Origin of the sequence: Actinotalea ferrariae CF5-4 (assembly GCF_000603945.1) — a bacterium.
In the GTDB taxonomy this organism is placed as follows: Bacteria; Actinomycetota; Actinomycetes; order Actinomycetales; family Cellulomonadaceae; genus Actinotalea; species Actinotalea ferrariae.
On the sequence record NZ_AXCW01000050.1, the window covers coordinates 1 to 25309 of the forward strand.

Genomic DNA, 25309 nt, shown 5'->3' on the forward strand with positions numbered 1-25309 from the left:
GCGCCGAGGGAAGGGCGGAGAGGAAGACGTCCCGCGGTCCGGCGAGGCACAGCGTCACCAGCTCGTCCGCCCAGCGCACCTCCTCGGCACGGTCCCGGGCCAGCACAGGCAGCGCCGCGCGGACCGCGTCCCGGACGGGCCGGACGAGCGCCTCCCTCTGGCGCTCCGGCACACCGGTGAGCAGCTCGAGGACCCCGTCCCCGTCGCCCGCGACCACGCGCGCGACGACGGCGTCGGCGAGCGACCGGTGCCCGGCCGCCCCACCGTCGGTGGTGCTCATGCCTCGACCCGCTCGGCACCGGGGGTCCCGAGCGCGATCCGGACGGCGAGGACGTGGGCGCACGGCCCGCGGTCCCCGCCGTGGCGGGCGTACCAGGCGCACGTGCAGCGCCCGGCCCCGTCGTCGCCGAGGCGGACGAGGTGCCGACCCGTCGTGCCCTGCACCACCGCCCGGCCGTCGGAGAGCTGCACCGCACCGTCGTCGACCAGTCGGTGGGCCTTGGCCAGCCGCGGGTTCGCGCGCAGGAGGTCCAGCCCGAAGGGCAGCCGACGCTCGAACCACAGGCCGGTCGCCAGGTCGTACCCGAGCAGCCCGGCCGCGGCGAGCTCGGCCTCGGGCGACCCGGCGGCCAGGTCCTCCAGCAGCGCTCCCTCCCCGGAGAACCCGCGGGACGCGGCCGGGCTGAGCACCAGGACGAGGCGGGCACCGGGCAGGGCGGCCTCCCACGCGGTGACGCACGCGCCGCCGTCGGCCGCGTACACCCGCAGGCCGGTGGCCAGGCGCATCACGGGTGCGAGCAGGCGCAGCCTCTCGGGCCCGGCGACGCGGAAGCCGCCCGGCGCGGCGGACTGCGCCAGCCGGAGCCCGCCGGCCACCGGGTTGACCCAGAAGGTCGCGGTCGAGGGGGTCTGGCGCGGCAGCGCGTCGACGAAGCGGCGCGCGCCCGCGGCGTCGAGGTCCTGGACGGGGACCAGCACCGACGTCAGCACGTGCAGCGCGGCCAGGGACCGGACCCACCGCTCGGGCAGGTCGACGACGCGCTCGTGGACGGCGCCGTCGAGGGTCCGGACGCCGAGCCCGTCGGCGCCGGCGACGAGGCGCAGCGGCTCGCGGCGGCGGACCCCGGCGAGGACGTGGCGCAGGTCCGGGCCGACGTCGACGTTGGTGGTCCCGGCCCGCTCGGCCGCCACGTCGAGCCCGGCGGGGAGGACGTCGAGCCGCGCGGCGACGCCCGAGCACGCCGAGAGGCTCTCGAAGCGGGCGACGCCGCGGCCGGCGGTGATGATGGGGTCCGTCCGGGCCAGGCGGCTCGCCGCCCCGGGCGGGACGTAGAACCGGCTCGCCGCGACGTCGGCCACGCGGAGCAGCCCGACGGCGAGCACGTCGGCACGCTCGGCGAAGGCGTCGAGGAAGACCGCGTCCTCGGCGGGGGCGCCGGGGCCGACCGTCGTGCTCAGGCCGAGGACCGGCGCCGTGGCGGCGTCGGTCAGGACGGACGGCTGGTGGTAGCGGTACTGGTACGCCGTCCCCTGGGTCACGCCACCTCATCGGCAGGTCGTGCCCGTCGCACGAGGTGCGGACCGGAGGTTCACCGGTATGGCACTGGTGGACGGCAGTGCGAGGCCGCGTGGCCGGACCCGGTCGGGGCCGCCTCAGGGCTCCCAGAGGTCCAGGGTGACCGCGCGGACGACGCCGCCGTCGTCGACGAACAGGTCCACGGTGAACCAGTCCAGGCACGAGCTCATCGCGGCCTCCGCGGGCTGGACGGCGACGCGGCGCAGCGCGGCCACCTCCGCCGGCGGCGCGACGGGTGGCGCCGCGCAGTGCGGGTGCTCGCCGACGGTGACGACCAGCGGCAGCCCGTCGGGCACCGCGGGCGACCCCTCTGCGCCGGTGGTCCGGTGACGCAGGACGTCCAGCGCGGAGAACGGTCCGCTGTGCGCGCGGAACTCCTCCTCGGGGATCCGCCAGGCGGCGGGGTCGGCGGCCGACGCGACCGGCAGGGCGGCGAGGAGCCGGTCGGCCAGCCCGAGCCGCACGCCCTCCGGTGCCAGACCGAGGGCGGGCACGGCGTCGTCGTCGGGGTCCAGGCTGAAGGTGATGAGGCGCTCCACCAGGGCGAGGTCGGCGGCCGTGACGTCGGCGTCGGCCGGCGCGAGGCTGAACGGGCCGGACGCCTCCGGCGCGGTCGGTTCCGGTGCCGGGGTGCTGCCCGGGGTGGTCGTGGGCGACACGTCCGGCGTGGGTGTCGCGCTCGTCCCGGGCGGGGTGGCTCCGCTCGCCACGGGATCCGGCGCCTCGGGCGCGCACGCCGACAGCATCACCGCGAGCGCGATGGCGGTGGCGGCGCGGCGGTCGAGCCCGGGCATGTGACCTCGCTTCCCCTCGTCCTCAACGCTAGCGACCGGTCCCGCAGGCGTGCCTCACAACGGCGACCGTCTCCACCACCTCGACCGGATGCCGACGACGGCCTCTTCCGTCGGCCCGCTGACAGGGCCATGCTCGAAGAGGTCACCGGACCACCAGGGGGAGGCGTCATGGCTCACAGCACGCGGAAGGACCCGCCCGAGACGCCCGTCGGACCGGGCATCGCCGACCTCGTGGCGCAGGGCGAACGGCTTCGCGCCCAGCTGCGCGACACGGCGACCGGCCACCCCCACGTCGCGGACGACCTCGCCGGGCTCGCCGACGAGCTCGACGACATCCTCTTCCGGCTCGCCGGCCTCGCGACGCGTCGACCCCTCCCATGAACATCGGCACCCGGCTGAGGGGCCTCATGGATCGACTGCTCGGGACGCCGGCCACCGAGAAGGAGGCCGGGAAGGAGGCCGAGAAGCCGGCAGCCGATCCGCCCGCCACCTCCCCCCAGGAGGCCGGCATCGCCCACCAGCGCGCGCAGATCGAGAAGATGCGCGAGCACCTCACGAAGTACGGCTCGGCCGTCGCGGCGTTGGCCACGGCCGTCCTCACCGGCGTCGGCTGGGCGACCCTGAAGGACATCGCGCCGGTGCCGGAGGGCCGGGAGGTGCTCATCGCCGTCGCCGGGGCGTCCGCCCTCGTCGCCCTCGGCGGCTCCGTCCTTCTCGTCGGCCTCTTCTTCGCCGCGCAGCGCCGGATCGTCGTCGACACCGACACCATCCCGCAGGTCCAGGCCCCGTGGAGCGCGGAGGACAAGGCGGCCGGGAAGCGCAACGACCTGACGCGCCGCGAGGCCCGAGCCGCGCGCGGTCCGCTCGACGACCTCGCCGACGAGGAGCTGGCCGCCGACGTCGCCGCGGTGGAGCGGCGGCAGTGCCGGCTCGCCCGGTCGGCACGCCGGTACGCCGCGCTCGCGGCCACCCTCGAGGCCGGCTCGGAGCGGGACGACGCGACCAGGCGCGCCGAGCGGCTGCAGGCCGAGGCGGACCGGCTGGCTGCTGCGCACCGTGCCGCGGGGGTGACGGCTGCCGTCCGCGTCCTGGAGACCCGGCAACGTCGGGTGTTCCACGGCCCGTGGTCGCGTGGCCTGAGCATCGTCGTCGCCGTGGGGATCGTCGGCCTGTTCGTCGTCGCCGACTACAGCCGTGGTGCGCGGGCCCTGGATGCGGCGCAGCTCGCCTGTGCCGACAAGCTCGTCGCGCTGGCCGGTGCCGAGCTGGCGGGCTACTCCTGCGACGAGCGGGGCCGGCTCGTGACCAAGGACGGGACCCCGCCGGGCGGCGAGCCGCCGACGCAGACGGAGGAGCCGGAGGCCGACGTCGCCCTGCTCGACCGCCTGGCCGCGTGCGAGGAGTCGGTCGGCCGGCCCGGCCCGACGGCGGACCGCGTCGAGGGATGGGAGGACCGGGCAGCCGTGGCCATCGCCCTGTGCGCGGGGTTGCCGGTGGCGACGGCGAGCGACGGCGCCGCGGCCGAGGCAGCGGAGACCGCCGAGGAGTGAACCCTCCTTTGCCACTGACGCCGCCGCCGGGCACGGTCCGGCGTCGGGGTGGTGGCGAACCACGCCAGGTCGGGCTCGCTGGACCTCGAGCACCTCACCGCCGAGGAGCTCGACCTCACCTCCGCGGTGAACACCGGCGCGACGCTGCTCCTCGTCAAGGCGTTCGCGGAGCAGCACGACGACGCGCGGGCGGGAGGCCGCGTCGTCCTGTTCACGTCGGGCCAGTACCACGGCGGCATGCCCGGCGAGCACGCCGCCGTCGCCGCGGCCAACCCGGGCGGCCGCTGGGGCCGGCCCGACGACACCGCCCGCCTGGTCGGCTGGCTCCTCAGCGACGAGTCCGCGTGGGTGACCGGCCAGGCGATCGCGTCCGACGGCGGCTGGTCGTCGCGCTGGGGGCGACATCGCCCTCTGTGGCGGCCGGTCTCAGGTCTCCACCTCGACGGCAAGCCCGGCCTCCCCGAGCGTCACCCGCACGACACCGCCCGCCGGGAGGTCGGCGCGCACGCACCCCGCCGCCCCGACCTCCCCGTTCCACCGGCTCGCCGACAGCCTGCAGACCAGGCGCTCCCCGACGACGTCGAGGCGGAACCGCCCCGCGCCGTCGACCTCGGCCACGGTGCCGCCGAGCTCGTCGACCGTCTCCGGGGCCATCGTGAACCGCGAGTACCGCAGCTCCCGCTCCAAGGTCCCTTCCCCCGCGAGCGCGAGGACGTCGTCGACGGCGGCCGTCGGCAGCGTGACGACCCAGCCGTCCGGGTCCGGGGCGTCAGGGATGCCCGACACGTCGGAGACCGCGACGACGGTGCCCACGACGCCGTCGTCGGACGTCGGCAGGTCGCGGGGCTGCCCGCACCCACCGAGCGCGAGCAGCCCCAGGACCACGGGAACGGCTACGGCGGACCGCCGGATGCTCACGTCTCCCCCTCTGCGCCGCGCGGTCACCATGGAAACGATCGACCAGGTCACCGACCAGGGGCAAGCGGTGTCGAGGCGGTGCCCGGCGTCGGGGAGGTCACCGACGCCGTGCTGCTGCAGGGCCGCCTCGCTTCTCGTGGCTCGGTCATCCGGACGACTCGGTCTCGATGACCCAGGAGGTCCTCGTCCGGGTCGGCTGCGCGGGGCGGTCGAGGGTCTGAGGGGTCTCGGTCAGGTGGGTGGTCATGGAGGTGCAGACCGCTGGGCGGGGACGGACCCACCGGGGTCAGTCGACTCCTGTCGGGTAGGTCTGGCCCGGCGTACCGTGACGGGATGAGCCGCGGCGAGGCCTTCCCGATCCTCCACGTCGACGCGGTGGGGCCGGTCCTCGTTCTACCGGGGCGCCTTCGCGGCGCAGGTCACCTACCGGTTCCCCGACGACGGCGACCCGGAGGACCTGACGCTCCGCATCGGGCGGTCGAGCATCGCGACGACGGGGACTCCTGACCTCCGGCCGCCCCGGGTGGCGTTCCGCAGCCCGAGGCGATGGGCGACGACGACGAGGACGAGATGCGCGCACCGCAGGGCCGGCCGAGGAGCGCCGGCGTGAGCGGCCCCCGCGTGGCCGTCCTGCGCAACCGCCGCCTGCCCCGCTTCGTCACCTGGGAGATCCCCGACGTCGACGCGCTGCACGACGACGACCACCGACTCCTCGCCGAGCTGGCCGCGCGGGGAGCCGACGTCAGCTGGGTGCCCTGGGACGAGCCGCTCGACTGGGACGCGTTCGACGTCGCCGTCCTGCGCAGCACCTGGGACTACATCGACTCGCCCGGGGCCTTCCTCGGAGCGCTCGACCGGATCGAGGCGTCGTCCTGCCGACTGCTGAACCCGCTCGCCGCCGTCCGGTGGAACGCCACGAAGACGTACCTTGCGGATCTGGCCGAGCTGGGTGTCCGCACGGTGCCGACGGTGCCCGCTGCCCAGGCGTCCGGGCTGCTCGCGGACGGCAGCGGCGAGGTCGTCCTCAAGCCGCTGCTCGGAGCCGGAGCCGCCGGGGTCCGTCGCGTCGTCGCGGGCGACCTCGATGCCGTGCTCGACGCCGAGCGGCGAGCAGGCACGCTGGACGGGCTCATCGCCCAACCGTTCATCGCCTCGGTGCAGCGGGAGGGCGAGTGGTCGTTCGTCCACGTCGACGGGGAGCTCCAGCACGTGCTGCGGAAGCGACCGGCGTCGGGCGACTACCGGGCCCACGGCATCTACGGCGGCACCCTGGAGGCCGTGCACCCGGGTGAGGACGACCGGCGGTGTGTCGACGACCTCCTGGGCCGCGTGCCGTTCGACGTCGCCTACTCCCGCGTCGACCTCCTGCGCCTCGACGGGAGGCTTGCGGTGCTCGAGCTGGAGCTCATCGAGCCGATCCTGTACCTCCATCTGGCCCCGGCCGGAGCCGCGCGCCTGGCGGACGCGGTGCTCGCCCGTGCGTGACCGAGACGGAGCGACGAGCGATGCCGCGTCGCGCGCCGATGGCGCGTGGACCCGGGTGGGCCCACGCGCCATCGGCACGTCGACGCTGGGGTGTCAGCGGTTCAGCGTGTTCAGCCCCGGCGGGGTGCGCGGGGACTTGCCGGGGGTGGCGTCCCGAAGGCTCTCGAGCAGCGCGGAGTAGGACGGCTTCTTCTCGAACTCCTCGGTCATGATCGTCGCGTAGCCCTCCGGGAAGACCCCGGGGACCCACGAGCGGGCGTCGTCGAAGCCCCACACCGTGTAGCTGGTGCAGGCAGCGACGTTGATGCAGGCCTGCAGCATCGCGTCGAACCGCTCCGCCTGGAGCGCGATCTGCTCGGCGGTGGGCTCGCCGTCGTCGCCGAGCGGCATGCGGACGTCGGCCTCCGTGACGGCGACCTTCAGCCCGAGGGCCGCGAACCGCTCGAAGTTCGCCTGGATCGAGGTGTCGAAGCCGTACTGCAGGCTCAGGTGACCCTGCGCGCCCATGCCGTGCACCGGCACGCCGTCGGCGAGGAGCTCCTGCGCCAGGGCGTAGTACGCGTCGGTCTTGGTGTTGATGCCCTCAGCGTTGTAGTCGTTGAGGAAGAGGAGGGCCTCGGGGTCCGCCTCGTGCGCCCAGCGGAACACGTCACCGATGAGCGCGACCGGGTCCTCCGCGCACGCCTTGAGGAACGGGTTGGCCTCGGTGCGCAGGCGCACGCCGCCGTTGTCCCAGTCGTCCTGGAAGATCTCGTTGGCCACGTCCCACTCGTAGATCTCGCCGGCGTAGCGGCCGACGATGGTCCGGACGTGCTCCTCGAGGACGTCCCGCGCCTCCTGGCAGGTCCAGCTGGCGCTGGCGTCGATGACCCACTGCGGGTTCTGGCTGTGCCAGAGCAGCGTGTGCCCGCGGACCTCCTGGTTGTTGGCCTGGGCGAACGCCACCACGGCGTCGGCGCCGGAGAAGTCGTAGACGCCGGGCTCGGGGTGGATCTCGGCCCACTTCATGTCGTTCTCGGGGGTGATCGAGTTGAACTCGGCAGCGAGGATGCGCTGGAACTCGGTCGGGTTCTTGCGGTCGTAGTCCAGGAGCTCGTTCTGACCCCACACGGCGCTGCCGATCTTGAGGTCACGCGGAGCCTCGGAGCGCAGGGTCTCCTCCGGCGGGGCGCCCTGGGCTGCGGGCACCGACAGGGCGACGGCCGTGATCGCCGTCGCTGCGATGGCGGTCACCCGCCTCAGGGTTGCTGGATGGGACATCGTCGTTCCTCTCCGATCGGGTGTGTCCGACGGTTTTGGTCATCCGTCAAACTAATCCGGGCGTGAGAAACGTAACGATGTCGATAACGTTTTCGCAAGAGATGGCGCCCGATGACCATGAGGCAGCCGCTCGCGGCTCACACTGTGGACCCGGCGCCGACGACGACACGTCTCCGAACGCTCCGGATCGGGCCCGGCGACGCGCCCGGGGTGCCATGCTCACCGCTGGACGGGGCGCCACCGAGCCCCGTGCGATCCGCAGCGCCGGCGCTGCGAAGGGGGATGCGCGTGGTGAACGTCGCGGTGCTGCGCGTGCTGCTCGCCCTCGTCCTCGCGGGTGCCGGCGCGCTCCTCGGAGCGGCCGTGCACTGGTGGGTGGTGCAACCCTCCGACGCCGAGCTGGTCGCTACGGCACGCACGGTGGGCCTCCCGGGATTCGCGGGCCAGGACCAGCCGCAGGTCACGGGTGCGTGGGCGCCGTCGTCCGCTCGGGGCGTCGTCCACTGGGACACGACGTCGCCGACGCCCCTCTCCCCCGCCGGCACCGCGGTCGTCGCGGCGCTCGAGGAGCAGGGCTGGACCGTCACGGAGTCAGGGCGGACCTGGGACGTCGTCGCGACGCGTCCGGGACGGGTGCTGACCGTCCACCTCCGCACCGCCCCCGACGGCGGGACGCACGCCAGTGTCTCCCTGGAGCGTGGGCCGACGACGGCGAGCCTCCGCGCGCTCGTCGTCGGCGGCGCCGCGACCGGGGGCGTGGTGGCCGCCGCGCTGGCAGCCGCCCACGCCCGCCGACGGCACCTGCCCGGCCCGCCGGGCCGCTCTGGCACGATCACCGGATGGACGTGAGCCCCGACGCCGCCCTCCCGTCAGCCGCCCCGGTGCACGTCCGGCCGGTCGCCGCCGGCGACCACGACCGGTGGCGCGAGCTCTTCGTCGCGTACGGGCTCTTCTACCGGACCCGGTTCGACGACGACGTCCTCGCGGGCGTGTGGGCCTGGCTGCTGGACGAGGCGCACCCGGTGCGGTGCCTCGTCGCCGAGCGCGACGGCGTCGTCGTCGGCTTCGCGCACTACCGGGAGCAGCCCGACACGTTCACCGCGGGACCGGGCTGGTTCCTCGACGACCTGTTCACCGATCCCGCCCACCGCGGCACCGGCGCCGGACGGGCGCTCATCGCCGCGGTCGAGCAGCACGCCCGTGCGCACGGTGGCGGGACGGTCCGGTGGCTCACCGCGGACGACAACGACACGGCGCAGCGCCTCTACGACCAGGTGGCGACCCGCACCCGCTGGGTGACGTACGAGATCGAGACGACCGCCTAGGAACCGGCGGCCCCCGAGCCGCCGGCCACCCGGTAGGACCACAGCTCGCTGCTGACGCCGACGGGACGCTGCGCGCCGTGAGCCGCACCGGAGCCGTCGCCCTCCTGGGTCGACCCCGCGCTCTGCGCCCCTCCCCCGCGGTGGCCGTGGCCGAACGCCGGCGAGGCCGTCCAGGCCTGGAATGCCTCCTCGTCGCGCCACCGCGTGACCACCAGCCACGTGGTCCGGCCGTCGGTCGGGGCCAGGAGTTCGAACCCCTCGAAGCCGTCCTGCCCGTCGACCGCGCCCGCACGGGCGGCGAAGCGCTGCGCGAGCTCGTCGCCGCTGTGCTCGGCGACGGTGATGGCGTTGATCTTCACGATGCTCATGCGGTCCATCCTGCCTGGCAGCTCGACATCGGCAGCTCGACCCGCACCCGCCGGACGCCTCTCACGTCGCGAGAGCGGGCGGGACCTCCGCGATCCGGTCGCTCTCCCTCTGCGCCCCTCGTTCAGGCAGACGCGTCGAAGGGGTTCAGCAGTCGGACCCCCGCTCCCGCGAGGTCGGCGACGTTCCGCGTCGCGAGGACGGCACCGTGCTCCACGGCGGTCGCCGCGATGAGGGCGTCGACCACGGGCAGGGGTCGGTCCTCGTTCATCTCGGCCCACCGGCGTGCGACCGCGGGTGTGACCGGCAGGATGCGGTCGGCGTACCCGGACTCGAGCCGGTTCAGCCACGCGTCGATGGCTGCCGCCTGGTCGGGATCGCGGCGTCGCAGGCGGACGACGCCGAGCCGGATCTCGCCGATCGTGAGGACGCTGAGGAAGAGATCAGCGGGCGCGATGGAGTCGAACCACCGGACGACGGCGGGATCGGGCCGGCTTCGGCGCAGCTCGGAGACGACGTTCGTGTCGAGCAGGTACCGCTTCATCGATCTGTGACCGAGGCGATGTCGGCCTCGCGCGGGCGGTCCTTCGGGCGGCGGAGGTCGAGGTCGTCGAAGGAGGGCCCGTGGCGCAGGAAGTCCGCCAGCTCGACCTGCACGCCGGCGAGTCGGCGGTAGCTCGCGATGTCGATCACCACCGCGACGTCCTGCCCGTGCCGGGTGATGACCTGGGGTTGGCCGCCCTCCGCGGCCCGCAGCACCTCACTGAGACGCTGCTTCGCCTCCTGCACCTGCCACGGCATGGCCCCTCCTGTCTAGTCTGACTAGACAGAACGTACCATGTGACCTGACGACCGAGCCCCGCCGTGCGCACGCACGACGGGGCTCGGTCGGTCTCGGACGGTCAGCGCGGCATGAGCCCCGGCGGGACGACGCGGACGATCGTCTCGGCGGTCACCGTCTCGGTGCCGTCGCTCACCTGCACCGCCACCGGGTAGGACCCGGGCGGCCGGTGCGCGTGGATCGTCGCCGTCGGGCCGGTGGCGTCGTCGAACGCGCCGTCACCGTCCAGGTCCCACGCGTACGTGAGCGTGTCGCCGTCGGCGTCGACGGAGCCCGAGGCGTCGAGCACCAGGAAGGCGCCCGGCTTGACCACGTAGGGCCCCCCGGCGTCGGCCACGGGGGCCTCGTTGCTTGCCAGCGACAGGCCGACGATCACGGGGTCGTGGTCGCTGGACCGGTACGGGTTCGGCTCGAACAGCGGGAGTGCGGTCGACTCCCGCTCGAACGCCGCCTCGCCCGCGTCCCGCACGGTGTCGTTGTAGTCGAACAGCGGCACCTCGTCGGCGTTGATCTTCCAGCCGCCGGCGCCGGTCACCTGGGCGGTGAGCGACTCGGTGGCCAGGGCGTGATCGAGGTGACCCAGGAGGCCGTCGAAGAGGTACCCGTAGGACTCCAGGCCCTCGAACCGCTCGAGCAGGTCGACGTAGCCGGCCGCCTCGAGCGTGCTGATCGGACGCTCCATCGAGTAGGAGTTCAGGTCCCCGATGACCAGGAAGTCGGGGTCGCCGCTCCCGGTCGGGTCGGTGGCCAGGTAGTCCGCCAGCGCGGCGGCGGCCTGCGTGCGGGTCAGGTCGCAGTTGCCGGACCCGTCCTGGGGCGAGTCGTCGCCCGCGCCGCAGCCCGAGCCCTTGGACTTGAAGTGGTTCACCGCGACGGTGAACCGCTCACCCGTGGCGATCTCGTCGAACGTCTGGATCAGGGCCGGGCGGTTGCGGTCGGTGTCGAACCGCGGGTCGTCCTCCTCGGTCAGCAGCGCGAAGTCGCCAGCCGGGCTGACGGTCCCCGGCTTGTAGAGGAACGCCTGCTTGATGGCGTCGGTCCCGATCACGCCCGTCTCGATGTAGGCGTACGTGCCCGGCGCCGTGGCGGCGTTGAGCGCGTCGACGATCTGCTGGGTGGCCAGGCCCCCGTCGTTCTGGATCTCGATGAGGCCGAAGACGTCCGCGTCGATCGTCACCAGCGCGGCGACGATCTTCGCGAGCTGACGCTCGCGCTCGGACTCGGAGTCCGCGCCGCGGCAGTCGTCCGTCCCGGTCGGGCCGCACGGCCCCGTGTTGTCCGAGGACGTCGTGTCGACCGTGGCGAAGTAGTTCAGCACGTTGAAGCTGGCCACCTGCAGGCGGCCGCCGACGTCGTCGGGCGTGGCCGGTCGCGGGTTGGCGGACTCGAAGGTGTAGTCCACGCCCGGCACGGGGCGCAGCTTCCAGGCGCCGAACGAGTACTCCATGACACCGGTCAAGCCGGTGATGGTGTCCCCGCCACGGACGGAGTTGTCCGTGCTGAGACCGGGGGTCGGGTAGAAGTACGGCTCGTTGTCGAGGATGCCGCTCGTGGCGTCGTTCTGGTCGTTGCTGTCGTCGTCCAGGACGATGCGCTGCTTGGCGAGGTCGTCCAGGAACGCCTGGTAGCCCTCGACGCTCGGGGTGTTGGTCTGCGTGTACTGGTAGCCGCGAGCGTCGGCCGTGAGGACGATCTCGCCGAAGCGCGCGAGGTTGAAGTACTCGCTGACGACCAGCGTGGTCGAGATGGTCGTGATCATGCCCTCGACGGGCTCGAACGTGGCGGCGTCGCGGGTGGACGCGGCGGCCGGCAGGGTCACGACGGTGGCCGTCGGCAGCGCCTGGTCGGAGGCGAGAACCTCGACAGAACCGCCCGTGGCGTCGATCTGGGTGCTGCTGCCCGAGAACTCGGCGACGGTGCCGACCACGGTCACGAGGTCACCCGCGGCCAGGCCGGTCGGGCAGGTCGAGCCGCAGAAGACGTACACGCCCTCCGACGTCGCCGGGTCGGCGTCCGCGTCGGCGTCCTCCTCCTGCACGAAGAAGCCCGCGAGCGCGTCGCGGCTGGTGATCAGCGAGGTGACGACCGCCTCGACCTGGACCTCCTGGTCCACGAGCGGCGAGGCGCTCCCCGAGCCCTGGACGTCCGAGACCAGGCTGGTCGAGAGCGGCGCCGTGACGGTCACCGTGACGGCGCACAGGGCCTGCGCGCCGTCGTCCGACGTCGCGGTGACCTGCACCTCGTAGGTGCCGGCGGCGACCGTGCCGGCCACGGTGAGCGTCGCGGTCGCGGCCTCGCCCACGCCGGTCGGCGCGGTGGAGTCCTCGAGCGTGATGCCGTCGACCGCAGCGGAGGTGATCGCCAGGCTCGCGATGCCGCTGTCGGCGTCGGACGCCGTCACCGTGGTGGTGGTGGGCTCACCGGTGCTCGTCTCGAGGTCGGCCGCGCAGGTCAGCCCGGGCGGCAGGGGGTCGCCCGAGGCGACGAAGGTCTGGTCGTTGTTCGCGGCGCCGGGGGTCGCGGCAGCGGGCGGTGCCCAGGTGAAGCCACCGGAGGAATCGCCGGTGCCCGTGAGCTGGAGGGAGTGGCCGACCGGGGTCCCACTGCCCTCGACCACACCGATGTCCGTGCTGGTCTGACCGGCGGCCGGGCCGTTCGCGGCGGTGAACGCGCCCTCGTAGGAGAGGAACTGCACGACCGCGCCGGCGCCGTCGACCAGGGCGACGCCGTCCGGGGACCCGTTCTGGAGGCCGTCCTTGGGATAGCTGATCGTCGCGAACCCGTAGCCGGTCCCCGTGTCGTTCGACAGAGTGCCCGACAGCGCATCGGTGTCGTAGGAAGCCCTGCTGGTCGAGGACCCGTTGTACAGGACGACTGACCAGCCGGTCAGGTCGGTCCCGGCCGGGCCGGCGACCTCGACGAACTCGCCGGCGTCGTCGCCGACGTTGTCGTAGTGGAGCTCGTTGATGAACACGGGGGTGTCGGGGGCGATGGCCGCCGCCGGGATCGCGACGAGCGTGCTGGCGACCAGGGCCAGCGGCGCAGCGACGGCGACAGCGGATCGCGCTGTGGTCCGTGCTGCGTGACGGGACGGTGTAGGTCGAGCGGTCACAGAGTTCCTCCAGGTCGAGCCGGGCGGACCCCGCACGGCAGCCCGCTGCATCGCGGGCGGCGTCGAGGTCGTGGCTGAGGAAAGTCCGCCGGCCTGGACCACGGGACGTCGTCGTCCCGGCGCGCCAGCCCGAAGGCGTTTTCCACGGACCGGACATTACCGGCTCGACGCCGCCGGCCAAGGGCCATCGCGCCGCGTTCACGCAGGCACGACGCCCTGTTCACCACGACGACGACAGACGTTCCGGTCCCCGCTCCCACGGGCTCTGGTCGGCGTTGGCAGTGACGTGGTCGAGGCCGGTGCCGGACGAGGCCCTGATGGCTCTTCCGGCAGGGAGGCGACCGTGCCACGATCGGCGCACTGCGTGATCAAGGACGCGTCCGTCCGGGTGTCGCGCTCGGGTCGGCGGCTGCGCGGACGGAGAGACGCATGGTCAAGGGTGGTCACGGTCGTGGGCCCGCGGCGGCGGTGCTCGCCCTCGCGACGGTCCTCGCTCTGACGCTCGTCGGGTGCACGCCCGGGGGCGCGGGCGCGCCGGAGCCGGAGCCGACGCCGTCGTCGGCGGTCGAGGCGCTCGCGGCGGAGGTCGCAGCCCTGAGCCCCGAGGAGCAGGAGGAGCGGCTCGTGGCGGAGGCGTCCGTGCTCGAGCGCGAGACGCTGGCGCTGTCGGGGCTGGAGGAGGAGCTCGGCGGGGCGGAGGCGGCGGGTGAGGCCTACGACGCCCTGACGGCCGCGCTCACGGAGGCGGTACGGCAGCGGACCATCGACCCGGACTACGCGGCGCCCTTCGGCGCCGGCAAGCCGAGGGGCTCGGCGGGCGGCGAGCGGAGCCTGGGCGCCATGATGTTCGGCTCGATGCTCATGGCCACCCTCGCGCCGGGCGACCTCGTCACGTCGACGAACGACGTCAAGGCGGGCGAGCCGGCACGCGATGTGCGGGAGGACAGCCGCGACGGCAACAGCAGCACGATGACGCGGGAGGCCTCGGTCGACTCCACCTCCATGGACTGGACCGTGGAGACGACCGCCGGCGGGATCACCGGCAAGATCCGGGTCCAGATGACGATCAACCCGTGCCCCGCGCCCGACGGTAGCTTTACCGCGACGGCCCGGATCACCGCGAGCTCGACCTCGTCCGGCGGCCGGGTGGGCAGCAACTACACCGTCGCGATCGCCCTGAACGGCCAGATCGACGACGACGCCCGGCTCGTCGGGTACGAGGTGGAGACCACCTCCGAGGCGGCCGAGTTCGGATCGGGCAACAACGTGTGGGCCGAGTCCACCGACCGGGAGTCGCGCACCGGCTCCACCATCAACAGCTACACCCGCACGCCGGGGCGCTCGGCCGGCACCGTCCCGGCCGGGTTCGCCGACCAGTGGGCCAACATGTCGATGATCGTGCAGATGATGGTCACCCCCAAGATCCTCGAGGCGGCGCAGAAGGGGTGGGAGTCCGGCCGGTGCGTGGCCCTGGAGCCGACGACGCAGCCCGCCGCGCGGTCGGGCCTCGAGCCGTCGACCACCGTGACGATCACCGCGGCCCCCTACAGCAAGATCGACGCGGCGAGCACCGGTGGCACGGTCACCGGCACGTTGAGCGGGGACTCGTCGCTCGACCCGGCGGGCACGAAGGTGCCGGCCGACGCGACGTTCACCCACGTCGCCCCGGGCGAGGTCGGCCAGTCCGCGACGGTGGCGCTCGAGGCGCGCTCGCGCCGAGGCGTCGGGAAGGCTTCGCTGACGTTCGACACCTCGCCGCAGGCGTTCGACGTGAGCGGCACCGCGCCGTCGCAGCCCTCGGGCATCGCCTTCACCGGGACGATCTGCGGGCCGGACAAGCCGTTCACCCTCGCCACCACGGGGGACCTGGTCGGCACGGCGTCGTTCACCCCCACGAGCGCCTCGGCCGGCACGTTCACCTACGACGGTGTGGTCGGCAACGCGCCGTTGAGCGTCGGCGGCGCCGGGACCTACACGCTCGCCCTGCCGGAGGGCGGCGCGGCCGGGACGCTCGACGGCGAGTGGGAGGTCACGATCTTCATCCCGATCGTCGGACCGCAGACCAACTCCGGCCTGTTCACCCTCGCGCTGACGCCTCGGGCGGCCTGCTGAGGTCAGGGATCAGAGAGGCACCAGGCCCTCTCGGGAGCGTCAGGGCCTCGTCGTGGTCTCCGCCTAGGCGTGACCGCCCGGGGGCTCCACCACCCGCACGAGCCGCCATCGGCCCGGCACTCCCGCCAGCTCGGTCGCCCCCAGCTCCGCGAACGTGGTCCCGCCGCCCGCCACCAGGTCCGCGACGGTGCCCGACGCGCGGATCTCGCCCGGGCCGGCGGACGCCGCCACCCGCGCGGCGATGTGCACCCCGAGGCCGCGGACGCCCGTGCCGGAGCGGATGACCTCGCCCGCGTGCAGGCCGGCGCGGATCGTCAGACCGCCGGCGGCGAGCCGGTCCCGCGCCTCGCGGGCACACGCGAGGGCGCGGCTCGGCAGCGCGAAGACGGCGAGGAAGCCGTCACCTGCCGTGTCGACCTCCGTCCCGCCGTGGCGCGCGAGAGCCGCCCGGACCTCGTGGTGGTGGAAGTCGAGCAGCTCCGTCCACCGGCGGTCCCCCACCTCGGCGGCGCGCGACGTGGAGCCGACGAGGTCGGTGACGAGCAGGGTCAGCACCGCGTGGTCCGCGTCGGCGCCGGTGCGGGTGCCCGTGAGGAACTCCTCGACCTCGTCGAGAAGCGCGTCCGTGTCGCCGAAGAAGGCGGGCAGGTCGGCTCCCGGCAGCTCGACGAGGCGCCCGTCGGGCAGGCCTTGGGCCAGCCGACGCACCGCGGCCCCACCCACCAGTGCGTTGTCCACGCGATGCAGCACGAGGGCGCGGGCGGTGACCGCGGGCAGCAGGGCCCGCACGTCGAGGTCGACCAGTGTCCGCAGCATGTCGCCGCCATGTTGGGCGTCGCGGACATGCGCTCCCACCGGCGCCACCACGCGGCGATACGAGGGTCGTCGGCGACGCTCGGGGCGATCCCCGGGAGCAGGACGCCCGTCCCCCACGCCCCCTGCTCGGCAGCGGCCGCGAGGCGCTCGACCACGGCGCGGTCGAGCCCGCCCGGGTCACCCTCCCGGTCCACGGTCGTCGCCATGGCCTCCCCGAGCACGAGCGCCTCGACGCGCTCAGGATGACGAGCGGCCAGCGCGACCGCCGCAGCCGCCTTGTCGACCCAGCCCACGATGACGGCGCGCGTGCTCCCGACGGCGTCGAGAACGGCGACCAGGTCCTCGACCAGGTCCTCCAGCGTGGCCGGGCGGGCGGGCCGGTCGGACAGGCCGGTGCCTCGGGCGTCGTAGAGGACGAGCCGACCGAACGACTGGAGCCGACGCAGGAAGTGGACGGTCTCCGGCAGCTCCCACAACAGCTCGAGGTGCGAGACCCACCCGATCCCGACGACGATGTCGCGCTCGCCCTCGCCGACCACCTGGTACGCGATGTCGACGACCCCCGACCGCGCGAACCGCGTCTCGGGGATGCCGGGGCTCGTCATGGCGGAAGCCTGCCACCGCGGGATGACCGTCGCTACGGAACGACGGCGGCCAGGCCGGGAAGTCGACCCACTGCCCCTCGGACACCACCTCGACGGAACCGTCGACGACGACGACGGCCGTCTGCTCGTCGATCGCGTACGCCGGCCCGCCGATGTCTGCGGCCCACCGTTCGGCGTGAGCCGGCGTGGTGGTCGGGAAGACGTCCAGGTGCGGGAAGATCGGGTGGACTCGTCGCGGAGCCAGAACTCGTCGGGGTCAGGTGTCGGGTCCCGGCTCCTGGACCGGTGCAGCGATGACGGCATGCACCGCCAGGCGGAGCGTCTCGGTCTCGGTCTGGACCTGCAGCGCGTCGGCGGGCAGCGCGCGTTCTGTGATCAGGCCGTTGAGCACGGTCATGAGGAACCGGGCGCGCTGCGCGATGTCGCCGGGGAGGATCGCGCCCTCCTCGACGAGAGTCGTCAGCCAACGCTCGATGCGCTCGCGGCCCAGGCGTTCCAGGGCGAAGTAGGTGGCGGCCTCGTCGTCGGTGGGAGGCGAGGCGACGTAGGCCTCGTACAGCGCCGCCCAGTGCTGTCGCGCGCTGTCCCCGGCGCCCACCTGTGCCAGGAGCAGCTGCAGACCCGCGAGGAGACGTCCGCTCGGCGTCCTCGTGCGGTCGCCGATCGGGTCGTCGGGGATGTCGACCTCGTAGAGCCCGGCGATCACGGTGTCGATGAGCGCGCGCTGCGTCGGGAAGAAGTGCCGGAGCGAGCCGGTGCTCACCTGAGCCCGAGCGGCGACCGCCCGGACGCTGAGTCGGGCGGTCGGGTCCTCGGCGAGCATCGTCGCCGCGGCGATCAGGATCTTGGCCCTCGTCCCTGGTTCCTCTGTGCGCGCACCCATGCCCGTCCTCCTCGACTGGACTCGCTATCACAGTGTGATAGCGTCCTGCGTTGTTAGCACAGCGTACTAGAGCGAGGGAGGCGAGCACGACGATGCTCGACGGAACGCGGAACCGCCTCACCGGCTGGCGTGTGCGTCCTGGGGCCGGCGAGCCGCTGCCGCGCTTCCGCTGGTGGCACCTTCCGAGCAGGTCACTGCGCACGCTGACGCTGCGCGCACCGGGAGGCGCTGCCGCCACCTACGCCGTCGACGTCCGCCGGGGCGGCGACGCGTCCGACGGCGCCGTCCGGGCGCGCCTCTACCTCGACGGCGCCCTGCTGGCCTACTCGACCCTGCCGGCGCGGTTCGTGGTGCCGGGCGGCCACGTCGAGGTCGCCGTCGGCACCTTCGGACTCCGACGCTGCCACTACGTACCCGCGGACGGTGGCGAGGTGCCGTTGATCCCCGACCCCGCCTCGGCCGAGGGGCGCCGCGCACGTCTGCACCACGAGCGTCCCCGCCTGAGCCGGCTCGTCGGCCTCGCCTCGACCCTGTTCGTCCTCGCCGGGCTGTGCGTCGCCGTCCCCCAGGTCATCGAGGCCCTCTCCCAGGCTCCGCTCATCGCCGACTCGATCGGGACCTTCACCTCGCCCGTCCGCCTTCCCCCGATGGGCAACGCGCTCGTCGGGATCGCCGCGGTCATCGGCAGCACCGAACGCGCCCTCCGTATGCGCTCGGGCTGGCTCGACGACCTCGCCAGCTGAACCCACAAGGAGAAACCGTGCCTCACGCCACCCTGAACCCGCTCCGCCCGCTCGACGAGCCGACACCACTCGCCGTGCCCGCCGAGGTCGAGTACCACCGGGTCTACGCGGGCGCCACGCGCCGCATCCCGCGCGGCCTGCTCGCCATCGTGCTGCTGCTCGCCGGACTCATCGGCTTCGCACAGCTGTTCCGGTTCGGCGCGTCCCTCGTCGACACGAACCTGCTGGGAGGCGCGAGGTCCACCACGCTCGAGCATGCCGCGGGCACCCTCTCCCTCGCGGTGCTGATCCCTTACTCCATGCTGCTGCAACGCTGGCTCTACGGACTGCCCGCCCGCTCGCTGCACTCCGTGGTCGGCCGCTTCCGGTACGGGCTCCTGGCCCGGTCGCTGCTGGTCTTCGGTCCGCTGCTGCTCGTCACGGTCTCCGTCAGCTCCCTGCTGGAGCCCGGCGAGCAGGTCCCGTGGACGACGGTGGACCTCGTCGCGTACTTCGTGATCGGCATGCTGCTGACGCCGCTGGCGGCCGCCGGCGAGGAGTACGGGGTCCGTGGATTGATGTTCCGGGTCGTCGGGGGCTGGACCCGCGGTGCCCGCTCGGGTGCGGTACTCGGCGTCGTCGTCACGACCGTCCTCTTCTCGTTGCTCCACGGCTCGCTCGACCCCTACATCCTCACCTCCTACCTCGTCCTGTTCGGGTCGATGGCCGTCATCACGTGGCGCACCGGTGGCCTCGAGGTCGCCGTCGCCCTCCACGCGGTCTACAACGTCGCCGGCCTGGTGCTCGCCACCACCCTGCACACCGATGTGGCCGGGGCGCTCAGCGGCCGGGAGGAGACCGCCGGCTCCATCACGTACCTCATCCCCAGCGCCGCGTTGGTCGTCATCACGACCGTCCTCTGGTGGACGACGCGGCGCACAGGCCCCGCACGCACCTCCCGGGACATCTCCGACCGCCAGGCAGGACGCCGCACGCCCCCGACCGGCGGGAGCACGGGATGACGGGGTTCCAGGTCCGCCGCTCGACCCGTGAGCCCCTGAACGCGCTGAGCGTGTCGCTGGCCCAGGAGTTCTCCGACCACGTCCCGGCCGGGACGGTGATCCGCTCGGTCGCCCAAGCGCGTGAGGCGCTTCTCGCCGTGGGGGTCAGGGCCGGTCTCGTCGTCGCGGTCGAGTCGATGACCCGCGCCCGCCTTCAAGCGCTCGCAGCCACCAGCGGCTCAGCGTCCAGCGCCGCAGACCACGAGCAGCTGTCCACCCGGTGTCAGCAGTCGCCGTCGGCGGCGTCCGAAGGTGACACCCGTGACGAGCCCTGCGCCCAGCACAGCGCTCGCCGGACACCACGACCAACGCTGAGGAGAGCGCACGATGTCCGCACGAGGAGATGACGCATCTGCCATGACGGCGGGTCGGGCCGGACGTCCATCCGAGCGTGGTTGCTGCACGAGACCGACGAGACGAGAAGGAGCGCATCGTGCCGCAAGAGCTGGACCAGCCGCAGGAGTCCCGACCCGCACGAGGGAGCGAGGCGATGGACGTCACCGGCATGTGGGTGACCGCCGACGGCCACATCCGTCAGGAGCTCCGCGCCGACGGTCGCTACGACGAAGCCCGGGGAACGAGGCGCAGCGCCTACACCGGCAGCTACACCGTGACCGGCTCCCACCTCGACTACGTCGACGACACGGGCTTCACCGCCACCGGGGACATCCGCGACGGAGTGCTCTTCCACGAGCACCTCGTCCTCTACCGGGAGGGACACCCGAGGCCCGAAGGCTGATGGCCGGAGCCGTGCTCGACGATGCCGGGCCGACGTCAGTCCCCGCAGGTCACGTCGGGCACGGCCGCGCCGGTCGTCGGTGAGGGCGCGGTCAGGGCAGCACCGCGGTGGCCTCGACCTCGACGAGCACGTCCGGCTCGAAGAGCACCTCGACGCCGATGAGGGACGCGGGGGGCATCGGCATCGGGAGGCCGACCTCCTCGGCGACCGCCTGGACGCCGGCCATGAAGGGCTCGATCTTGTCCGGGGTCCACCGGGTGACGTAGAAGGTGAGGCGGACCACGTCGGAGAAGGTCGCGCCGGCGCCGGCCAGGCCGATGTCCGTGTTCCGCAGCGCCTGGGCGACCTGTGTCGCGAGGTCGTCCGCGGCGACGGGCTCGTCGCCGCGTTGGCCGACCTGCCCGGCGACGTGGACGTGCGTGGTGCCGGTCGCCACGGAGACGTGGTGGTAGGGGGTCTGCTGCAGCATGTCCTGCGGGCTGATGAGGCGGACGCTCATGGGCTTCTCCTTCGGGTTCCGTGTTGGTATCTCAGTGATACCTGGTGCCCGAAAGGCACTTCAACGAGACTTGGTTTCATGGCCGATACCGCCGAGCGTCTCGACATCACCGCCGCGCACCGCGAGGTGCTCGGCCAGGTCCTCGACAAGTGGTCGGTGCTGGTCCTCGAGGAGCTGTGCGACAGCCCGCGCAGGTTCAACCAGCTCCGGCGCCTCATCCCGGTGACGCAGAAGTCGCTGACCGCGACCCTGCGTCGCCTCGAGCGGACCGGGATCGTCGAGCGCGTCGTCATCAGCGACCGACCCGTCGCGATCGAGTACCGCATCACCGCGCTGGGCAAGACCCTCCGCGACCCGATCGACGCCATCCTCCGCTGGAGCGACGAGCACCTGGAGGAGATCGAACGGGCCCGCGAGCGCTTCGACGACGACGCCGCCGGCTGAGGCGTCGCGCCGGGCTCAGCGGCGCGGCCGGGCGACGGGCGGCTCAGGGTGCCAGGGCGTCCAGGGTCACGGGCCCGCTCATGGTGCCAGGGCCTCCAGGGCCACCCGGGTGGCTGCAGCGATGAGCGCCGGGTCGGACTCGGCATCCACCTCGCCCTTGTCGCTGAGGACCGCGAGGACGATGGGAGGGCGGCCGGGTGGGGTGATGACGGCGATGTCGTTGCGCGTGCCGTAGCCGCCGCTGCCCGTCTTGTCCCCCACCAGCCAGCCCGCGGGCACGCCTGCGCGGATGAGCTCGTCGCCGGTCGTGTTGCCCTGCAGCCAGCCGTTGAGCACCTGCCGGTCCGTCGCGCTCAGGGCGTCGTCGACGGCGAAGGCCCGCAGGCTCGCGGCCAGGGCCCTCGGCGTGCTGGTGTCCCGGTCGTCCCCGGGCACCGCCTCGTTGAGGGCGGGCTCGGTCCGGACCGGGAGGGTCACGTCGTCGCCCACGGCCCGCAGGGCCCGGGCCAGGGCCTCGGGTCCGCCGAGGTCCTCCAGCAGGAGGTTCGCTGCGGTGTTGTCGCTGAAGCGGACGGCGGCGTCGGCGAGCTCGCGTCGGGTCATGCCCTCGCCGACACGGTCCTCGGTCACTGGGGAGTACGTGACCAGGTCGGAGGACGTGAAGCGGATGACCTCGTCGAGCTCCTCGTCCGTCGTGCTGTCCAGCACCGCGGCAGCCAGCAGCGCCTTGATCGTCGACGCGTAGGCGAACCGCTCGTCGGCCCGGTGCTCCACGCGGCGCCCGGATCCGGTGTCGACGGCGACGACGCCCAGGCGGGCGTCGAAGGACGCCTCCAGGTCAGCGAGGGCAGGCACGTCGACGACCGTCTCGGCGGCCACCTCGGAGGTCTGCTCGGACGTCGGCTCGCGGGTCACCTCGGCAATGGCCTCGGGAGTGGAGCCGCCGCCGGCCGGCCCCGTCGGGGGCGCCGGCGACGCACACCCCGCACCGGTCAGCACGAGGAGTCCGACGGCGAGCGTGAGTCCGAGGACCCTGGGGCGGCCGCTCACCGGCCACGGCCGAACGGTCCGCGCGGGGCGAACACGAGCTCGGCGAAGCGCCGGCCCATGTCGAGGTGCGTCTGCGCGTCCGGGTGCAGCCCGTCGGGCAGGGGGCGCAGCTCGGCGTCGGCCGGACCGTAGAGGTCGGGCCCGTGGACGAGGTGCAGGTTCGGGTCGTCGGCCGAGCGCTGCGCGACCACCGCGGCCAGCTGCTCGCGGATGACGCGGAGGGTGAGGCGGCCGCGGGCCACCTCGGCCGGGTCGCCGGTGGCACGGAACACCACCTGACCGTCGACGAGCGCGGGCGCCGCCGGACCGGGCGTGTCCTCGTGGGTCGGGCACCAGGTGGGCGTGAGGACGACCAGGGGCGTGGTGGGGTGCCCGTCCCGGATGGTGTCGAGGAAGCCGTGGACGGCGGGGACGAACGCTCGCGCTCGCATCACGTCGGTGTTCACCACGTTGATCCCGACGGCGAGGCTGATCAGGTCGGCCGCCTGGTCGCGCAGGGTCCGCGCGAGGAACGGGTCGAGCAGCGCGCTCCCGCCCAGGCCCAGGTTGACGAGCTCGACGCCGCCGGACGACGCGGCCACCGCGGGCCATGTGGTGCTGGGGCTGGCGGCCCCCGAGCCCTGGCTCAGCGAGCTGCCGTGGTGCAACCAGATCGGGCGTCGTCGGTCGGGCGCCGGTGCGACGGGCGCGTCCGCGCGCAGCGCCAGCACCTCGGTGGCCTCGTCGTGGGGCAGCCAGATCTCCAGCTCCTTGTCGCCGGCGGGGAGCCCGGCGAAGCGGATCGTGCCGACGGGGCCGTCCACGTGCTCGACCGTGCCCGTGGCCATGTCGATGCGCACGGCCGCTCCCCCGTCGACAGCCGACCGGGCGGCGAGCTCGCCGTCGACGAACAGGTCGTAGACGCCGTCGGGGCGGGGCGGCATCCCGACGTACTCCCGTCGGGTGCGCAGCGCGTCGATCTCGATCACCGTCGCCGCGGTGCGGAGGGCGAGCCGCACGCCGGACGGCTGCGACGCGGCCATGAGCAGCTGGGGGTCGGGAAACTGCTGCCGGACCCAGCGTGGCAGCCGGTGGGGCATGATCCCGCGCCCGCTGCGGTCCAGGTCCAGGGCCCCGCGGAACAGGGCGTCGGTGAGGTCGACGGTCGGCAGCGGGGTGGTCATCGGCCCTCCAGGGTCGGCTGGCCGTGGTCGTGCTCCGCGCGCGGCGGCCAGGCACGCAGGAGGGTGTCGAGGGCGACCAGGGTGTGTCGCCACGACACCGCGGGCGCCGGTCCGCTGTGGTCGAAGGAGCCGGCGGCCTCCAGGTCGATGAACCCTCGAAGCGAGCTGCCGATCAGGCGGACGGCGTGGGTCTGGTCCTCGCCGGCCAGGTCATAGCCGCGGAGGACGGCGCGCGTCATGGCCGCGATGCGAGGACCCGCGCTGCGCGCAGCGGTGGCCGGGTCCAGCGGTGTCTGCATGGCCGCCCACCGGCCGGGGTGGGCACGGGCGTAGTCGCGGTAGGCGTCGGCGTAGGCCACGAGGGCGTCGATGCCGGCGCGGCCCGCCAGGGCCTCGGACACCAGGTCGGCGAGCTCCTCGAGCGCGAGCAGAGCGACGCGGGCGCGGAGGTCGCCGGTGCCGCTGAGGTGGGCGTAGACGCTCGCCGGCTGCACACCGACCTGGCGGGCGACCGCGGAGACGGTGAGCTGGTCGAAGCCGATCTCGTCGGCGAGCTCCGCGCCCACCTTCGCGAGCCGCTCCGCGGTCAGACCCTGACGTGCCATGACGCCATAGTGCTCTACCTACAGGCTGTAGTACAAATCCAATGGCATGAAGTCACGAGGCGGTCGAGGGCATCGTGAGGATCCGGGCGCCCTCCTCGGTGATCGCGATCGTGTGCTCGGTGTGGGCGGTCCGGCAGCCGGTCGCACTGCGCAGCGTCCAGCCATCGGCGTCGGTGACCAGCTCGTCGGTGTCGGCCATCACCCACGGCTCGAGGGCCAGCATCAGCCCCGGCCTCAGCCTGTAGCCCCGCCCGGGCCGGCCGGAGTTGGGCACGTGCGGGTCCTGGTGCATCGTCGATCCGATGCCGTGCCCACCGAACTCGTTGTTGACGGCATAGCCAGCCTCCGTGAGCACGGTCCCGATGGCGTGCGAGAGGTCGCCGATGCGGGCTCCGGGGCGCGCGGCGGCGATCCCGGCGGCCAGGGCGCGCTCGGTGGCCGCGATCAGGGCCGCACTCTCCCCGTCGACGGCGCCGCCGACGACGAAGCTGATGGCGGCGTCGGCCGCCACGCCGTTGCGGACGATCGCGAGGTCGAGCGAGAGCAGGTCGCCGTCGGCGAGCCGCTGGTCACGAGGCCGCCCGTGCAGCACCGCGTCGTTGACGCCGGTGCAGATGTAGTGGCCGAAGGGCCCGCGACCGAAGCCGGACGGCACGTAGTCCACGTAGCAGGACTGCGCGCCGGCCTCGCGGATCATGTCCCCGGCCCAGCGGTCGATGTCCAGCAGGTTCGTGCCGGGCTCGCAGCGCTGCCTCAGCGCCTGGAGGATGTCCCCCACCACGGCACCGGTGCGAGCGGCCTCGGCCACCTCCGCCGCCGTCAGGATCTCGATCATGGTCAGCCATCCTTGCCGATCGTCCGATGGGAATACAATACCGGGTTTACTATACCGGTACTATCATCCGAGCATGGTCCGCCTGCCGTTGACGCCCGCCGAGATCGCCCGTGGTCGACGCCTCGGCACGCTCCTGCGTCGCGCGCGGGGCGACAGGTCGATGGTGGACGTCGCGTTCGCCGCCCGGGTGTCGCCCGAGACGCTGCGCAAGATCGAGTCGGGTCGCATCGCCACCCCGGCCTTCGCCACCGTCGCATCCGTCGCCGCAGCCCTCGGCCTCTCGCTCGACGAGGTCTGGGCGGAGATCGCCGACGCGTCCGGCTCCGCCGCCGCCGACGACTCCCGCGACGCCCTCACCGCACGGCCAGTCCCGCACTAGGGCCGCCTGCCGAGCTGGACGAGTCAGGTGGATCGCCACCACACCCGTCCGGGCACATCAGGCGAAAGCGACATCGTCCCGGCCCAGGGCCGATTCGAACTGCCGACACCCGCTTTAGGAGTTCGATCTTGGTCTGTGGATAACGGGCTCATCGCAATCGAGGGTGTAG

The 25309-nt window shown here is 73.5% G+C and carries 28 protein-coding genes and 1 pseudogene; 12 read left to right on the forward strand and 17 right to left on the reverse strand.

Features of this window, described 5'->3' with window-relative positions; all coding sequences use genetic code 11:
* The 3 genes from N866_RS06585 to N866_RS06595 all read right to left on the reverse strand — a co-directional run.
* Positions 1-280 (reverse strand): hypothetical protein (locus tag N866_RS06585; protein ID WP_034224399.1); only part of this gene is annotated, 280 nt, incomplete at its 3' end.
* On the reverse strand, positions 277-1539 hold the full coding sequence (locus N866_RS06590) for an SWIM zinc finger family protein (protein WP_052022494.1): 1263 nt from the start codon (positions 1537-1539) through the stop codon (positions 277-279). The genes N866_RS06585 and N866_RS06590, both read right to left, overlap by 4 nt.
* A gap of 114 nt (positions 1540-1653) precedes the next feature.
* Positions 1654-2370: a hypothetical protein gene (locus N866_RS06595; protein WP_034224403.1), complete on the reverse strand. Its 717-nt coding sequence runs from the start codon at positions 2368-2370 to the stop codon at positions 1654-1656.
* 168 nt (positions 2371-2538) lie between these two features.
* On the opposite strand from N866_RS06595, the gene N866_RS06600 reads away from it, so the two are divergent.
* The 3 genes and pseudogenes from N866_RS06600 to N866_RS22365 form a co-directional block, all read left to right on the forward strand.
* Positions 2539-2751, forward strand: coding sequence for a hypothetical protein (locus N866_RS06600; RefSeq protein ID WP_034224406.1), 213 nt, complete (start codon positions 2539-2541; stop codon positions 2749-2751).
* Positions 2748-3920, forward strand: a complete 1173-nt coding sequence (locus tag N866_RS06605) for a hypothetical protein (RefSeq protein WP_034224409.1) — start codon at positions 2748-2750, stop codon at positions 3918-3920. The genes N866_RS06600 and N866_RS06605 overlap by 4 nt, the downstream gene beginning before the upstream one ends.
* A 237-nt stretch (positions 3921-4157) precedes the next feature.
* A pseudogene (locus N866_RS22365) lies at positions 4158-4295 on the forward strand (SDR family oxidoreductase); the annotation flags it as partial.
* A gap of 51 nt (positions 4296-4346) precedes the next feature.
* On the opposite strand, the gene N866_RS22370 reads toward N866_RS22365, so the two are convergent.
* Positions 4347-4838, reverse strand: a complete 492-nt coding sequence (locus N866_RS22370; RefSeq protein ID WP_173406135.1) for a hypothetical protein — start codon at positions 4836-4838, stop codon at positions 4347-4349.
* A gap of 606 nt (positions 4839-5444) precedes the next feature.
* Between N866_RS22370 and N866_RS06615 the strand changes: the two genes are divergently transcribed.
* Positions 5445-6323 (forward strand): ATP-grasp domain-containing protein, encoded by an 879-nt coding sequence (locus tag N866_RS06615; RefSeq protein WP_162177297.1) that lies wholly within the window; start codon positions 5445-5447, stop codon positions 6321-6323.
* A gap of 93 nt (positions 6324-6416) precedes the next feature.
* On the opposite strand, the gene N866_RS06620 is transcribed toward N866_RS06615, so the two are convergent.
* The gene (locus N866_RS06620) at positions 6417-7556 is read right to left on the reverse strand and encodes an endo-1,4-beta-xylanase (RefSeq protein WP_245612404.1); all 1140 of its coding nucleotides are present in this window, start codon (positions 7554-7556) and stop codon (positions 6417-6419) included.
* A 315-nt stretch (positions 7557-7871) separates the two neighbouring features.
* Between N866_RS06620 and N866_RS06625 the strand changes: the two genes are divergently transcribed.
* Both N866_RS06625 and N866_RS06630 read left to right on the forward strand, forming a co-directional pair.
* Positions 7872-8432 (forward strand): hypothetical protein, encoded by a 561-nt coding sequence (locus N866_RS06625; RefSeq protein ID WP_155855237.1) that lies wholly within the window; start codon positions 7872-7874, stop codon positions 8430-8432.
* Entirely contained in the window at positions 8423-8908 is a 486-nt protein-coding gene (locus N866_RS06630; protein WP_052022496.1) for a GNAT family N-acetyltransferase, read from the forward strand. The genes N866_RS06625 and N866_RS06630 overlap by 10 nt, the downstream gene beginning before the upstream one ends.
* Here the strand turns inward: N866_RS06630 and N866_RS06635 are convergent.
* The 4 genes from N866_RS06635 to N866_RS06650 form a co-directional block, all read right to left on the reverse strand.
* Entirely contained in the window at positions 8905-9276 is a 372-nt protein-coding gene (locus N866_RS06635) for an antibiotic biosynthesis monooxygenase family protein (protein ID WP_034224457.1), read from the reverse strand. The genes N866_RS06630 and N866_RS06635 overlap by 4 nt on opposite strands.
* Positions 9277-9398: 122 nt before the next feature.
* On the reverse strand, positions 9399-9818 hold the full coding sequence (locus tag N866_RS06640; protein ID WP_034224422.1) for a type II toxin-antitoxin system VapC family toxin: 420 nt from the start codon (positions 9816-9818) through the stop codon (positions 9399-9401).
* The gene (locus N866_RS06645; protein WP_034224425.1) at positions 9815-10075 is read right to left on the reverse strand and encodes a type II toxin-antitoxin system Phd/YefM family antitoxin; all 261 of its coding nucleotides are present in this window, start codon (positions 10073-10075) and stop codon (positions 9815-9817) included. Before N866_RS06645 ends, N866_RS06640 begins: the two co-directional genes overlap by 4 nt.
* Positions 10076-10176: 101 nt before the next feature.
* Complete coding sequence (locus tag N866_RS06650; protein ID WP_052022497.1) at positions 10177-13227, reverse strand: ExeM/NucH family extracellular endonuclease; 3051 nt, start codon at positions 13225-13227, stop codon at positions 10177-10179.
* A gap of 429 nt (positions 13228-13656) precedes the next feature.
* On the opposite strand from N866_RS06650, the gene N866_RS06655 reads away from it, so the two are divergent.
* Positions 13657-15339 carry a hypothetical protein gene (locus N866_RS06655; RefSeq protein ID WP_034224428.1) on the forward strand — a complete coding sequence of 561 codons (1683 nt, stop codon included), beginning with the start codon at positions 13657-13659 and terminating at the stop codon, positions 15337-15339.
* A gap of 63 nt (positions 15340-15402) precedes the next feature.
* On the opposite strand, the gene N866_RS20365 is transcribed toward N866_RS06655, so the two are convergent.
* The 3 genes from N866_RS20365 to N866_RS06665 form a co-directional block, all read right to left on the reverse strand.
* Positions 15403-15894 (reverse strand): adenylate/guanylate cyclase domain-containing protein, encoded by a 492-nt coding sequence (locus N866_RS20365; RefSeq protein ID WP_162177298.1) that lies wholly within the window; start codon positions 15892-15894, stop codon positions 15403-15405.
* Entirely contained in the window at positions 15888-16760 is an 873-nt protein-coding gene (locus tag N866_RS21310) for an alpha/beta fold hydrolase (protein WP_162177299.1), read from the reverse strand. Before N866_RS21310 ends, N866_RS20365 begins: the two co-directional genes overlap by 7 nt.
* Positions 16761-17016: 256 nt before the next feature.
* Positions 17017-17643, reverse strand: coding sequence for a TetR/AcrR family transcriptional regulator (locus N866_RS06665; protein WP_034224431.1), 627 nt, complete (start codon positions 17641-17643; stop codon positions 17017-17019).
* A 92-nt stretch (positions 17644-17735) separates the two neighbouring features.
* On the opposite strand from N866_RS06665, the gene N866_RS06670 reads away from it, so the two are divergent.
* From N866_RS06670 to N866_RS06685, 3 genes are all read left to right on the forward strand, one after another.
* Positions 17736-18386, forward strand: coding sequence for a hypothetical protein (locus N866_RS06670; RefSeq protein ID WP_034224434.1), 651 nt, complete (start codon positions 17736-17738; stop codon positions 18384-18386).
* Positions 18387-18403: 17 nt separating this feature from the next.
* Positions 18404-19387 (forward strand): CPBP family intramembrane glutamic endopeptidase, encoded by a 984-nt coding sequence (locus N866_RS06675; protein WP_081802399.1) that lies wholly within the window; start codon positions 18404-18406, stop codon positions 19385-19387.
* A 472-nt stretch (positions 19388-19859) separates the two neighbouring features.
* Entirely contained in the window at positions 19860-20165 is a 306-nt protein-coding gene (locus tag N866_RS06685; RefSeq protein ID WP_245612406.1) for an Atu4866 domain-containing protein, read from the forward strand.
* Between the two features lie 91 nt (positions 20166-20256).
* On the opposite strand, the gene N866_RS06690 is transcribed toward N866_RS06685, so the two are convergent.
* On the reverse strand, positions 20257-20664 hold the full coding sequence (locus N866_RS06690) for a RidA family protein (RefSeq protein ID WP_034224440.1): 408 nt from the start codon (positions 20662-20664) through the stop codon (positions 20257-20259).
* 78 nt (positions 20665-20742) lie between these two features.
* Here N866_RS06690 and N866_RS06695 point away from each other — a divergent pair, with 78 nt between their 5' ends.
* On the forward strand, positions 20743-21108 hold the full coding sequence (locus N866_RS06695) for a winged helix-turn-helix transcriptional regulator (protein ID WP_034224443.1): 366 nt from the start codon (positions 20743-20745) through the stop codon (positions 21106-21108).
* Positions 21109-21186: 78 nt separating this feature from the next.
* Here N866_RS06695 and bla read toward each other — a convergent pair whose 3' ends face one another.
* From bla to map, 4 genes are all read right to left on the reverse strand, one after another.
* Positions 21187-22032, reverse strand: coding sequence for a class A beta-lactamase (gene bla / locus N866_RS20840; RefSeq protein WP_052022501.1), 846 nt, complete (start codon positions 22030-22032; stop codon positions 21187-21189).
* A 122-nt stretch (positions 22033-22154) separates the two neighbouring features.
* Positions 22155-23321, reverse strand: a complete 1167-nt coding sequence (locus N866_RS20845) for a GDSL-type esterase/lipase family protein (RefSeq protein ID WP_034224446.1) — start codon at positions 23319-23321, stop codon at positions 22155-22157.
* Positions 23318-23926 carry a TetR/AcrR family transcriptional regulator gene (locus tag N866_RS06710; protein WP_052022499.1) on the reverse strand — a complete coding sequence of 203 codons (609 nt, stop codon included), beginning with the start codon at positions 23924-23926 and terminating at the stop codon, positions 23318-23320. Before N866_RS06710 ends, N866_RS20845 begins: the two co-directional genes overlap by 4 nt.
* A gap of 52 nt (positions 23927-23978) precedes the next feature.
* A complete protein-coding gene (gene map, locus N866_RS06715; RefSeq protein ID WP_034224448.1) occupies positions 23979-24761 on the reverse strand; it encodes a type I methionyl aminopeptidase in 783 nt (260 codons plus the stop codon).
* 73 nt (positions 24762-24834) lie between these two features.
* Between map and N866_RS06720 the strand changes: the two genes are divergently transcribed.
* On the forward strand, positions 24835-25140 hold the full coding sequence (locus N866_RS06720; RefSeq protein WP_034224450.1) for a helix-turn-helix domain-containing protein: 306 nt from the start codon (positions 24835-24837) through the stop codon (positions 25138-25140).
* The last annotated feature ends 169 nt before the right edge of the window (positions 25141-25309 follow it).

Excerpts from the sequence above, each read along its gene's own strand:
- N866_RS06690 (WP_034224440.1), bottom strand. The coding sequence starts at position 20,664 with ATGAGCGTCCGCCTCATCAGCCCGCAGGACATGCTGCAGCAGACCCCC.
- N866_RS06710 (WP_052022499.1), bottom strand. The coding sequence starts at position 23,926 with ATGGCACGTCAGGGTCTGACCGCGGAGCGGCTCGCGAAGGTGGGCGCG.
- N866_RS06605 (WP_034224409.1), top strand. The coding sequence starts at position 2,748 with ATGAACATCGGCACCCGGCTGAGGGGCCTCATGGATCGACTGCTCGGG.
- N866_RS06670 (WP_034224434.1), top strand. The coding sequence starts at position 17,736 with ATGCTCGACGGAACGCGGAACCGCCTCACCGGCTGGCGTGTGCGTCCT.
- N866_RS06640 (WP_034224422.1), bottom strand. The coding sequence starts at position 9,818 with ATGAAGCGGTACCTGCTCGACACGAACGTCGTCTCCGAGCTGCGCCGA.
- map (WP_034224448.1), bottom strand. The coding sequence starts at position 24,761 with ATGATCGAGATCCTGACGGCGGCGGAGGTGGCCGAGGCCGCTCGCACC.
- N866_RS06655 (WP_034224428.1), top strand. The coding sequence starts at position 13,657 with ATGGTCAAGGGTGGTCACGGTCGTGGGCCCGCGGCGGCGGTGCTCGCC.
- N866_RS06645 (WP_034224425.1), bottom strand. The coding sequence starts at position 10,075 with ATGCCGTGGCAGGTGCAGGAGGCGAAGCAGCGTCTCAGTGAGGTGCTG.
- N866_RS06695 (WP_034224443.1), top strand. The coding sequence starts at position 20,743 with ATGGCCGATACCGCCGAGCGTCTCGACATCACCGCCGCGCACCGCGAG.
- N866_RS06630 (WP_052022496.1), top strand. The coding sequence starts at position 8,423 with ATGGACGTGAGCCCCGACGCCGCCCTCCCGTCAGCCGCCCCGGTGCAC.
- N866_RS06720 (WP_034224450.1), top strand. The coding sequence starts at position 24,835 with ATGGTCCGCCTGCCGTTGACGCCCGCCGAGATCGCCCGTGGTCGACGC.
- N866_RS06600 (WP_034224406.1), top strand. The coding sequence starts at position 2,539 with ATGGCTCACAGCACGCGGAAGGACCCGCCCGAGACGCCCGTCGGACCG.
- N866_RS06595 (WP_034224403.1), bottom strand. The coding sequence starts at position 2,370 with ATGCCCGGGCTCGACCGCCGCGCCGCCACCGCCATCGCGCTCGCGGTG.
- N866_RS06635 (WP_034224457.1), bottom strand. The coding sequence starts at position 9,276 with ATGAGCATCGTGAAGATCAACGCCATCACCGTCGCCGAGCACAGCGGC.
- N866_RS06665 (WP_034224431.1), bottom strand. The coding sequence starts at position 17,643 with ATGGGTGCGCGCACAGAGGAACCAGGGACGAGGGCCAAGATCCTGATC.
- N866_RS20845 (WP_034224446.1), bottom strand. The coding sequence starts at position 23,321 with ATGACCACCCCGCTGCCGACCGTCGACCTCACCGACGCCCTGTTCCGC.
- N866_RS21310 (WP_162177299.1), bottom strand. The coding sequence starts at position 16,760 with ATGACGAGCCCCGGCATCCCCGAGACGCGGTTCGCGCGGTCGGGGGTC.